The sequence below is a fragment of the Actinacidiphila sp. bgisy160 genome (genome assembly GCF_965342435.1).
In the GTDB taxonomy this organism is placed as follows: Bacteria; Actinomycetota; Actinomycetes; order Streptomycetales; family Streptomycetaceae; genus Actinacidiphila.
In genome coordinates, this window is record NZ_CBDRCM010000034.1 from 55,381 (window position 1) to 67,896 (window position 12,516).

General features: G+C 71.9%; 2 protein-coding genes. One reads left to right on the forward strand and one right to left on the reverse strand.

What is annotated here, in order from left to right; translation table 11 throughout:
* Positions 1 to 355 precede the first annotated feature (355 nt).
* Positions 356 to 7,321, reverse strand: coding sequence for a glycoside hydrolase domain-containing protein (locus ACRWNP_RS24545; RefSeq protein WP_431964828.1), 6,966 nt, complete (start codon positions 7,319 to 7,321; stop codon positions 356 to 358).
* A 757-nt stretch (positions 7,322 to 8,078) separates the two neighbouring features.
* On the opposite strand from ACRWNP_RS24545, the gene ACRWNP_RS24550 reads away from it, so the two are divergent.
* Positions 8,079 to 12,293 (forward strand): carboxypeptidase regulatory-like domain-containing protein, encoded by a 4,215-nt coding sequence (locus ACRWNP_RS24550; protein ID WP_431964830.1) that lies wholly within the window; start codon positions 8,079 to 8,081, stop codon positions 12,291 to 12,293.
* Positions 12,294 to 12,516: the final 223 nt, after the last annotated feature.

A 12,516-nucleotide genomic window follows, 5' to 3' on the forward strand; every position in this document is an offset into this window, starting at 1 on the left:
GGTTGACGGCATGACATGGCCGCCAGACCGTAGGACTTCCGGGAGGGGCAAGGGGATGCACATCCGGACCGGAATTTTTTCGAGTTCTTCCGCGACTCGCACGGACAGAAGTGTCGAATCTTTCTCGTATGGGACATTTCGGCTTATCGGGCAGCGCTGTCGGTCGCACCCTCGCCACCACAGACCACCGTCCGCCAGCGTGATACTCGATCAGCCACCCGCCGGGAGAAGCGATGTCCCATGGGGCCCGCGGTGAACAGCCCCGGGGTCGTCGGCGGCGTGGCCCTTCCCGCGGGTCAGCGGGATCCCGCCGCGCCCTCACGGGGCACGGCGGGTCCCGTGGCCGGGTCGTGCCTTACGCCTGGGGGATCCACAGGGGATTCGCCCACTCCGTCGCCGGGGCCCAGAATCCGGCGCCGCCCGCGGAGCCGGTTCCGTTGCCTCCGCGGCTCAGCGGGTCGGATGCCCCGGTGATGCGGTCACCACCGTTGCCGCCGGCCGCGACCGGTCGGTCGTCGCGGTCCGTGAGCTGGAACCCGACCGTGTAGGTCCGGGTGACCGAACCGTTGGCCGAGGTCACCTGGATGGTGCGGGTGGTGAACCGGTGCCCGGTCGAGGACAGGACCGAGCTGCCGTCGGTGACCTTCACCTGAGCGCCGGACTCGGCCGGTACGGCGGAGAGGGCCGGGATCTTCCTGTTGTTCGGCCAGTCGACGACGTACGTCGACACGGCCGGGTCGACGCCGTCGATCGCGACGCCTGCGACGGTGATCGCCTTGGCGTCGGCGACACTGGCCTTGGTGGCGTCGGTGTGGTTCGTGACCTTGACCGACCCGTCGGCGTTGACGACGACCTTCGCCGCCATCGCGGCCGACAGGTTGATCCGCTCCCAGCTCGCTCCGCCGTCCGCGGTGAGGTCCAGCGGGAAACCGGAGTCCGTCGCGGTCTGCTCCAGGATCTGGGTGCGCTGCTCGGCCGACAGGTCCGGAAAGGCCGTGATCAGCAGGGCCGCCGCGTCGGACGGCGCCTTGAGGGCCTGCCCGGACTTCCCCACCTGGGAGAACCCGTAGTCCAGGCGCCGCGTGTACAGGTCGACCTGCTGCGCCGCGGTCAGGCCGCCGTAGGAATCGCCCGCGCAGGCCGCGAGCGTGTCGCCGTAGCCCTCCTTCGCGCACAGCGCGAGCAGTACGTTCTCCATCTCGGTGTGGGCCTGCAGCAGCAGCTTGGCGAAGCCGGGGTCCGCCCAGCGGTGCGCGACGGTGGCCTGTCCGGAGATCCGCCCGCCCATGACGTCGAGCGGGTAGTGGAACCCGAGGACGATGCGGTTGTCCCCGTACTCCGAGGTGCGGGCCAGGATCGACGGTGCCAGTTCCGGCAGGAGCGTGGCCAGGATCGTCCCCGCCTCGTAGCCGCCGTAGGCGTGGCCGCTGGGGTACGAACCGCTGGTGGTGAGGCTGCTGTAGGAGCCGTCCTGCGACTCGTAGACGGCGCCGCCGTCGCCGACGAACCCGAGCCGGACGTAAGGGCGCTGGTAGCCGAAGTGGTCCTTCGCCGCTCCGCCCTTGTCGAGGCCCTTGGTGACGCGCGAGAACAGCGCGCTGGTCTTCGGCAGCCGGCCCCCGTTCAGGGCGTCGAGGTAGATCTGGCCGAGCCGGGAGCCGAGGCCGTCGGCCATCGTGACCGTGGAGCTGTTGGTCGCGTCGACCTCGGCCCGGTTCACCTCCTTCTGCGTCGCCGCGTTGTTGATGCGCACGGCGATCCGGTCGTTCTCAGCGGTGAGGGGGGTGCCGCCCGGCACCTTGGTGTTGGCGGCCAGGATGCCGGAGCCGAGGTCGTCGAATCCGTTGAGCAGGCCGAGGAAGTAGCCGGTCCCGTCGCCGGTGCCCGGCCACTTGTCCGACGCGTAGGTGGCGTTGAGCGTGTCGTCCGGGAACGGCGACGGCTCGTACGCCGGGTCGGCGGCGTTGGTCTCAGCGGTCGCCGGAGTGGTCACCGGCACGGTCGCGGCGGACCCGTCCGAGGTTCCGGCCAGGGTGACCGCGGTGACGGTGGCGGAGTGCGCCTTGGCCTTGCCCGTGGTCGTGAGCAGCGCCGTGTCCGTCGTGGCGGGCAGGTGCGTGGTGGTTCCGTCGTCGAGGGCCACGGTGTAGCCGGTGATCGGGAACCCGCCGTCGCCGGCCGCCTGCCAGGTCACACGGACCTGCTTGCCGTGGGTGACCACACCCGTCACGGCCGGTTTCTGCGGCTTGCCGCCGCCGGTGACCACCCGTGCCGTGGCGGCGCTCGGCTGCGAGGTGCCGACGGCGTTCACCGCCTGGACGCGTGCCGTGTACGACCTGCCGGACCGCAACCAGGTGAAGGCCGCGCTCCGGCCGTCCGGATCGTTGATCTCGATCTGGTGGCCGTCGCTGAGGGTGATCCGGTAGCCGGTGACCGGTGAGCCGCCGGTGTCCTCGGGCGCGGACCAGGCGACGGTCACGCTCGTGCCGGACGAGGTCGCCGACACCGCGTCGGGCGCGGCCGGTACCGTCTTCGGCTTCGTGGTGAGCGCGAACCGGGCATGACGGAGGGTGTCGTACCGGGCGGTGAGCGTCGCGTCCGTCGCCGATTCGTCGGCGACCGCGGTCTGCGCCGCGGTCAGTGCCGCGGTGAACGCCTTCCATGACGCGTCCGTGTAGCGGTCGTTGTCGAGGGCCGACGCGGTGGTGACCAGGTCCTCCAGCCTCAGCCGCGGAAGCGGGACCAGCTGGCCCGCGGCCAGGGTGAGGCTGCGCGTCCGCGTGTCGACTTCGAGCTGCGTCGCGTCGTCGGCGTCGAGGAGGGCGCGTGCGGCCGCGAGTTCGCGCCGGTACACACCGAAGTCGATCATGTTGTAGCGCTCGGCGTCGTCGGACAGCCCCTCGTACTGATCGATCGCCTTCCGCAGCGCGGACTTGTCCGTGGCGGCGGGAGTCTCGACGTGGTCGAAGGTGATCCGGCCCAGGTTCGCCACGTACGGGTGCGAGGCGTCGGGGGTGGTCGCCAGTCGCAGGTGGACGCTGTGCGTGCCGGTGATCGCCTTGGGCAGTGTCAGGCTCGTCGTCCCGCCGGACGACCACGCGGTTCCCGTGACCGGCAGCGGCACGGTCGCGTACGGCGTACCGGGGTTGGCCGCGTCGAAGGAGTCCAGGTGGAGCTGGACGGCGGAACCGGTACCGCAGCGGGCGGAGTTGTTGACGTAGGTGATCGTGACGGTGTTCTTCGGGGAGCCGCCGAAGTCGATGTCCCCGTAGTTCAGCCAGGCTCCGTTGTAGGTGCCGCCGAGGTCGGTGGTGGAACCCGAGCCGGTCCAGCCGACGGGTTCGCTCTTGAGGCCGCCGCCGCTGTGGGAGCCGAACGCGGTGGCGTCGAAGCCCACGGGGGCGCCGGCGGTCCGCGTCAGGGCCAGCGAGTGGATGTTGGCCACATAGGGCTGGGCGGAGGTCTGCGTGCTGGAGACGAACGCCGCGTACACGTCCTGGACGCCCGTGAAGACGCCCGGGTCCAGGTCCACGCTCGTGGTGGCGATGGTTCCCCAGCCCGAACCGCTGTAGTCGAGGGGGATGGCGACGCTCTTCGCACCGTCCTTCGCGCCGAGGTGCAGCTCGATGTGCGAGTCCGACGCCGCCCGCGACTGGGGCTTGTCATAGCGGACGGTCACGGTGTCGGCGCCGCTCGCCAGGTCGGTGTCCTTCCACTGCGCCCACGCGCCGTTCGTCACGTTCTCGAAGATGCCGTTGCCGAGGTTGAGCGGGAGCGAGCCGTTACCGGTCGTGGTGCTGTTCACCGCGGTCAGCGTGGCGAGCGTGGTCGTGGGGGACGCCTGGACCTCGTACGGCGAGAACCGGTACCAGTCGAAGTTCGACACCCACTGCCGGCCGGCCGGAGCGTGGAACACGAACGTCGCGCTCCTCGCGCCCAGCAGTGCGTCCGGGTCGGTGACGGCCGCCTGTACGGTGCTCCAGTACTGCCAGCCTCCGGTCCCGGGGAGCGAGACGGTGGCGACGACGGGGCCGTCGGCGGTGCCGGCGTGGATGTCGACGCTGCTCGGCTTGGCGGTCGTCGGCTGCGAGTTGGCGTAGCGGACCGAGACGCTGCGCGGCGCGACCCCGCCGAAGTCCAGCTTGGTGAACCGCTCCCACGATCCCTCGGTGACGCCACCGAGGTTGCCGTCGGAGTTGTTCCGCTCGCTGACCAGGCTGGGGCCCTGCTTCTCGTCGGGGTCCTCGGCCTGCAGGACGGCGTAGCCGCCCTCGTCAATGGTGAGCGCGTCGATGGCCGAGTGCAGCGCGTCGTCCGCGGCCATGATCGTGCCCGTCGCGGAGGCGGCGTCCGCGAGGACGGTCCGCGCGCGTTCGAGTGCCGACCGGAACAGGTTCCAGGAGCCGTCGGAGTAGCTGCCGCTGCGCACCAGCGAGGCTTGGTCGACGAGTGCGCCAAGGGCCTTGCGGTGCACCGCGGCAGCGGAGATGAGCAGCGGGTCGGCCGGGGATATCCCGGTGCCGTTCACCGTGGAGGCCGGTACGCCGTGGGCGAAGGCCGCGTCGTGGAAGGTGATGCCGAAGCGGGCGTCGACGTCCGTGGTGCCGGTGAGGGACAGCGTCGCCGTCCGCCTGTCGCTGACGCGGAGGTCCCCGGTGACACCCTTCGGCAGGCCGGTCATGCTCGCCGCGCCGGTCGTGGTGAGACTGGTGCCCTTGTGGGCGGCGAAGGTCACCGGGCCGGACAGGGTGAGCTTCACGCTGCCGTCGACGGTGCCGTCCTCGGCGGTGGCGACGGTGCCGGGACGGGCGGAGACGACGGTGTCGCCCGTGCCCGTGCCCGTGCCGCCGTCACCGGTGGCGCCCCCGTCGGTGTTCAGCGAGTACGCGGGCTTGGTCTCGGCCCCCCACGGTGAGGGCTTGGAGCCCATGGTGAACTCCAGCGTTCCGCCGGAGATGATCTGCGAGTAGTCCAGCCACGTGTTGTCGAACCGCTTTCCGCCCAGAGTCGCGCTCTGCACGTAGTAGTTGCCCGGCGACACGCCGTCGGCCTTCACCGTGAACTTCGAGCCGTTGGCGTAGGTGATCGTCGTGGAGTCGAAGAACGGGCTGCCGATCTGGAACTGGCTGGAGCCGGCGGTCACCGGGAAAAGGCCCAGGGCGGCGCCGACGAACATGGTCGACATGGTGCCGGCGTCGTTGTCCATGGTCGGCAGGAAGCCGTTCGGGGACAGCTTGTAGACCTGGGTCTTGACCGGCGGGGTGAACTGCCCTCCGGAACTGGGGGCTTCGTTCGTGGATCCGGTCGCGATGTAGCGGTTCCAGGTCGTGCCGGTGTAGATGGCCCGCACCCACTTCTGCGTCAGGCTCGGCTCGCCCACGTAGTTGAAGAGGTACGGGGCCTGCAGGTCGATCTCGTTCGCGTTGGAGTGCAGCATGGTCGAGCCGTCGTCGACGTCGGAGTCCTCGCCGAACATGTGCTTGACCGCCGCCTTGCCGGCCTTCTCGCCGCCCATGGCCTCGATGAGGCCGCCCATGTCGTACGCGTCGTACCAGTGGTACTGCCAGAGCGTTCCCTGGTAGAGGCCGGCCGCCTCGAACTTCTCGTAGTCGGCGCTCTGCCAGTCGCCGTTCGCGGCGCGCGGGGTGAGCAGACCGACCTTGGTGCCGTCGGCCGCGGTCCAGGCGCCGGACTTCACGAGGTTGTCGATCGCCATGGTCGACTGGGCGCGCAGCTTCTTCGCGTCGTCCTTCTGGCCGAGCGCGTCGGCGATGACGGACAGTGCCCACTGGTCGTAGCCGCGCTGGACGGTCGTGCCGGGGTCACCGGTGACGTAGCCCTGCCGCAACTGGGTCCCCGTGTAGTAGCCGGAGTACGACAGCAGCGCCGGATACGCCTCGTCGAGCCGGTCGAAGTTCTTGAAGCCCTTCGACAGCGCGTCGGCGACCAGCACGGCCGAGCGCTCCCAGCGCACGGTCGGGACCGAATGGGTGAGGCTGCCGAGGCTCTTGCCGGAGGTGCGCTGGTCGGCGAAGAGCTCGATCAGCGACTGGATCATGTCCCGGTAGGTGGCCGGGTCGATGTAGGCCTCGACGGAGTACTTGCGGAAGTCGTCCCAGGTGGACCAGCCGTCGTAGTAGGTGAAACCATTGGCCTTGTGCACCGCGCCGTCGGCGCCGCGGTACGTGCCGCTGGTGCTGGTGGCGTTCACCGGCAGCGCGTACATGCGGTACAGGTGCGTGTAGAACTCCTTGGTGAGCACCGACCCGGGGTCGGACTTCGCCGAGGCGCGTACGTCGACGGCGCCGAGCGCGGTGTTCCACTCCGCCTTCGTCCGCGCCCGCGCCTGGTCGAAGGTGAGGTCGCCCAGCTCGCTGCGCTGGTCGGTCGCGGCCTGTTCGGCGCTGATGGGCGACAGCGTGATGCGCAGTTCGATGTCGTCCCCGTGGGACTTGTCGAACCCGAGCACGGCGCCGGTGTCGGCGCCGTCCTGCGTGGTCGCCTCGCTCAGCTTGCCGTCGCTGCCCCAGCTCTTCAGGGAGGTGACGGGGGCGTTCGTGGTGGCGTTGTAGTACAGCTTGTACGAGGCGCCGTTGAACGATCCCGCGACGAGCCCGCTGATCGACGTGGTCCCGTCCGGGAGCGTCGTCGCCTTCATGGTCGAGCGGGTGCGGCTGGTGAAGTTGTTCGCGAGGTCGATGACGAGCCCGGGCTCCGACCCGGCCGGGAAGCTGTACCGTTCCAGCGCCGTGCGCGTCGTCGCGGTCATCTCGGCCTTGATGGTGCCGGAGTCCCGCTTCACCGACGACCCGGTTCCGGATATGGCTCCGAGCCCCACCTGGTAGGAGCCGGGTGTCGCGGTCTCGTCGGTGTGGCTGTACGCGTGCGCGTAGGTGCTGGGGGCCGGGCGCTTGTCGTACTGCACGGAGGTCGGGACGACCAGCAGGTCGCCGCCGCCGCCCGAGCCGCCGACACCGTCGAGGTTCGTCGCGGTGAAGCCGGCGATCTGGTCCTCGTTGTAGTCGTACCCGGTGTGGTTGCGGTTCGGCGTGGTCATCGGGTTGACCTTGGCCAGGCCGTGGGGCGCCTGGGCGCCCGGCAGGTCGTTGCCGTCGTCGCCGGCGGTCGACACGAACGGGTCGACCAGTTTCGTGTAGTCCGTGCCCCCAAACGTCCCCGCGGATGCGACGGGCACTGCCGCGGCCGCGCCGCCACCCGCCAGCGCGCCGAGGCCGAGCGCCCCGGTCAGCAGCGCCGCGACCGTCGCGCGCAGTGGCCTGCGGCGCCGACCGGCGGCCCTCGGCGGAGTGACACGAGGCAAGGGGGGATGGGATCTGATGGACACGTAACCTCTCCAGCGTCGCGATACGCACGCGCCGTTTCTGGATGACAACGTTGTCAGTCCGGATACCGGGCGTGCACCCAGAGCGATACGGCAGTGGACACGCGGGATCGTACCCGCCGTGTTCACGGCCGTCAGCCATGAAACACGCAGAAGTCGTACGGAACGCGAACGGAATCAGCACAGCAGGGGCGTGCCGGATGCCAAGTCCGGGCAAGGGCCATGTCTCCCGTGGCTTCCGGCGCGTATCCGGCGGGCCTGCCCGGGACTTCGTCGCAGGGCACAGGGGCCGGCCCCGTTCGAGCCGTGCGCCTCCACGGCGCCTCCACCGCTTGGACCTGACGGCAGGAAGGTGCCGGTCGACGTCCGATGGCCGTGAGCAGCGCATGGCGGTCGGCCCTGACAACTGCTCACCGCACCTGACGACGCAGTGACGCCGCCGCGCGAGGCGCCTATGTGGACCCCGGCCACCCGTGCCAGACGGCGGCCACCGAAGGGGCCAGCCCACGGGCCCGGGCGTAGCGGCGCCGGGAGGAACGTCGGGGTTCGCGGGGGGCCGCCGCATAGCACCGGCCGGGGCGGCGTCGGGAACACGACACGCGGCGCCAAGACGCCAACTCCAGCCATTGACCCGGCAGTCGAGGGCGCGCGATCTTTCTTCGGGCGACCGCCCCGTCGTCCGACAACGTTATCGGAGTACCGCCCTGCCCACTCCGCCGGACATCGGAGTCGCCTTGTGCCCGTTCCCCGTCCTTCACGCGCCCTCTTCAGGTCATCGAGGGGTGCCCCTGCCCGGCCAACGGGGTCGCGGTGGCAGCGTGTCACCGGCACGGCCGCGGCCCTGCTGCTGACCGCACTCGCCGTCCAACTGTCGCAGCAGGGGTCCGCCGTCGCCGACGACTCCGCGCCCGCGACGCAGTCGCTGTGCGGCACGCCCCAGCCCGGGCACTTCGGCTGCTTCGCGGTGCGGCAGGCGGACTCCGCCGGCACCCGCGGCGCACGCTCCGCCGCGCCTGACGGCTTCGGCCCGGCCGACCTGCGTTCGGCGTACGACCTGCCCGAAGAAGGCGGCGCCGGGGCCACCATCGCGGTCGTGGCCGCGTTCGACAATCCCTATGCCGAACAGGACCTCGCCGCCTACCGTGCCCAGTACGGGCTGCCGCCCTGCACGTCGGACGACGGCTGCTTCCGCAAGGTCGACCAGCGTGGGGGCACGGACTACCCGCAGCCCAACGACGGCTGGGCCGGCGAGATCTCCCTGGACCTGGACATGGTCTCGGCCGTCGCGCCGAAGGCGCACATCCTGCTCGTCGAGGCCGACAGCAACTCCACGGACGACCTGGGCACCGCCGTCAACACCGCGGTGGCGATGGGCGCCCGCTACGTGTCCAACTCCTACGGCTCCTACTACGACGGCCCCGACCTCGCCGCCCTGGACGGGGCGTACTTCGACCACCCCGGGACGGCCCTGGTGTTCGCCTCCGGCGACTACGGCCACGGGCTGAGCTACCCGGCTTCCTCCCCGTACGTGACGTCGGTCGGCGGCACCTCGCTCAGCAGGAGCGACAGCGGTGCGCGCGGCTGGACGGAGACGGTGTGGAGCGGCAGCGGCTCCGGCTGCTCCGCGTACCAGCCCAAGCCGGCCTTCCAGACCGGCACCGGCTGTGACCGGCGGTCGGTGGCGGACGTCAGCGCGGTCGCCGACCCCGACACCGGCGTGGCGGTCTACAACACCTACTCCGGCGGTGGCTGGGGGGTCTACGGCGGCACCAGCGCCTCCGCGCCGATCATCGCCGGCCTGTACGCGCTGGCCGGGACGCCCGTCGAGGGCACCTACCCGGCCGCGTACCCCTACCGCACCCCCGGTGCGCTCAACGACGTGACCGCCGGCAGCAACGGCCACTGCTCCAACGGCGCGCCCTGCGGCCCGGACGACCCGCCCGCGTGCGAGCCCGCCAACAGCTGCACCGCGGGACCCGGCTACGACGGACCGACGGGTCTGGGAACCCCGAAGGGCGTCGGCGCCTTCCGGCCCGGCCCGCACGGCACCGTGACCGGCAAGGTCACCGACAAGGCCACGGGCAAGGCGGTGTCCGGCGCGACGGTGCGGCTGGGCACGCACACGGCGGTCACCGCCGCCGACGGCAGGTGGTCGCTGGCGGCGCCCACCGGCACGTACCCGCTGACGGTCGACGCCTTCGGCTACGCGCAGAGGAACCTGGGCGAGGTCACCCTCGCCGACGGCGCGGAGCTGGTCCGCGACGCCGCGCTCGCGGCGGTGCCGACCGCCACGGTCTCCGGGACGGTCCGGGACGGCGGCGGACACGGCTGGGGCCTGTACGCCCGGCTCACGGTCGACGGCGTACCCGGCGCCGTCCACACCGACCCCAGGACCGGCCGCTACTCCGTCCGCCTCGAGCGCGGAAAGACCTACGCCCTGCGCGCCACCGGCCTCTACCCCGGCTACCGGCCGGCCGAGACGAAGGTCGTGCTCGGCTCGTCCGCCAAGACCGCCGACCTCACGCTGCCCCTGGTCAGCACGGGCACCCTCCCGCCCGGCTACGCCTTCGACTACGCCGGCGGCGGCTTCCAGTCCTTCGACACCGCCTCGAAGCCGGCCGGGTGGAGCATCGTCAACCACACCGACTCCGGTGGATGGGGATTCGACGACCCGCTGACCCGCGGCAACCAGACCGGTGGTGACGGCGGCTTCGCCCAGGTGGACGACTACGCCCTCGGCTGGGGCGAGGTCGACACTGAGCTGATCAGCCCCGACTACGACCTTTCGGCGCAGACCCGGCCGACGCTGGAGTTCGACACCGCGCTGCCGAGTCTGTGGCGCTTCAACGACCCCACGGCCGACATCGACGTGAGCACCGACGGCGGTGACCACTGGGAGAACCTCTGGCACCACACGGACGTCGTGGAGGGACCCTCCCACCAGACGGTTCCGCTCGCCGCCTACGCCGGGAAGCCCTCGGTGCGGCTGCGCTTCCACTTCGCCGGTTCCCTGACCGGCATCTGGCAGCTGGACAACGTCGCCGTCGGCACCCGCTCGCTGGTCACCGTGCCCGGCGGGCTGCTCACGGGCCGGGTGACGGACGCCAACACCGGCGCCGGCGTCGTCGGGGCGACCGTCTCCGCCGCGAAGGCACCGCAGGACAGCGGCCGCAGCATCGCCACGCCGGACGACCCGGCCGTCGGCGACGGGCTGTACTGGGCCTTCTCCTCCCGGACCGGCCGCCGGGAATTCACCGCCGGGCTGCCCGGCTTCGGCTATCCGGCCGGTACGTCCACCGTGAAGGTCAAGGACGAGGCGGTCACCACCGCGGACTTCGCCCTCCGGCCGTCCCGGCTGAAGGCCACCCCCGAAGCGGTGGGCGTCACCGTCCCCTGGGGTGAGAAGAAGACCGTCACCGTGAAGGTGCGCAACACCGGTGGCGCCCCGGCCTCTCTTGCCGTCGGCGAGCAGGCCGTCGCGGACACCTCGGCGCGCCTGCCCGGCGCCGTCAGGCAGCGGACGGCGGCCAGGCCCGACCCGCTCGACAGCGCGACGGCCGCCACCACGGCCTCCGGCCGGGCCACCGCGGCGACCGCCGGGCAGGCGTGGCAGCCCCTCGCGGACCTTCCGCAGCCCATGACCGGGGGTATCGCGGCCGCGTACGACGGTGTCCTGTACACCGGTCTCGGCCAGACACCCGACGGGCAGTGGACCACCGCACTGCGCTCCTACGACCCGGCCACGGCGAGCTGGAAGGACCTCGCCCCGGCCGTCACCAAGCGCAGCGGCGCGGCCTACGCCTTCGTCCGGGGCAAGCTGTACGTCGTCGGCGGCAAGAACCGCGCGGGCGCGCCGATCGCCGGCGGCGAGGTCTACGACCCGGCGAGCGACACGTGGTCGCGGATCGCCGACGCGCCCAAGGCGTACGGCAGTTCCGCCGCGGCGGCGGTCGGCGACCGGCTCTACGTGATCGGCGGCTGCACCAGCTTCTCCTGCGGCACCCGTGACGTCCAGGTATACGACCCGGCGGCCGACACGTGGTCCTTGGGCCCGGCCTACCCCGTACCGTCCTCCTGGCAGAGCTGCGGGACCGTCGACGGGACGCTGTACTGCGCGGGCGGTGTCCACCAGGGCGACGGTCAGCCTCCGCACGCCACGGCCGTCGGCTACGCCCTGGACCGCGCCGCCGGCCGCTGGACCGCCATCGCCGATCCGCCGGTCGACTTCTGGGGCGCCGCGACGGCCGCCGCGTCCGGCCGGCTGATGGCCGCCGGCGGCGTGCTGGCCGGGGCCGGCGCGGTGACCAACGAGGCCTACGCCTACGACCCCGGTACGGACACGTGGAGCGCGCTGCCGAACCTGCCGCAGCCGCTGTACGGGGCGGCCGGGGCACCCGGCTGGTCCGTCCTGGGCGGCCTCAGCGCCGACAGGGTGATGCAGACGTCGGCCCTCGAACTGCCCGGCTACGACGCGCCCCACGGGGACGTGGCATGGCTGGCGGGGAAGGCGAGCGCGTCCTCCGTCGCCGCGGGCAGGACGGCCGAGCTGACCGTCACCGTCGACGCCGGCTCCATGGGGCCTGCCGACGCGGGAGTGCACCAGGCGCGGCTGGTCATCGACAGCGACGGGCCGTACGCGTCCGTCACCGTGCCCGTCACCATGACCGTGGTGGCGCCGTCCGGTTGGACGCACCTCAGCGGCACCGTCAGCGGTGCCGGGCGGCACGGCGGCACCACGCCGCTGCCCGGAGCCACGGTCCGGGTCGGGACCGGGACGGGCGCGCACACGCTGAGCACCGCGGTCGACGGCACGTACCAGCTGTGGCTCCCGCGGGCCGGACGCGCCGTCTCCCTGACGGTCAGCGCCGAGGGTTACCTGACGGCCGAGCGCACCGTGCGACCGCGCGGTTGCGACGCCGTCACCGCCGACGTGGTCCTGACCAAACGTTAGGCGGCAGCGCATGACAGCCTGGGGCCGGGCCGCCGGGCCGGCCCCAGGGCGCGCTCCTCGGCGGCGAAGCGCACGTAGGCGGCCGCGAACGCCGCCGGCTGCTCAGTGGGGTCCGCGCTGGAGGCCGGCGCCGACCGGTGGCGGCGACGCTGCTGTCCGAGGAACTGACCAGGGGCACTTTCCCCGCACGATGAGGGACGGCATCCCGGCGTAGGCCCGGGAC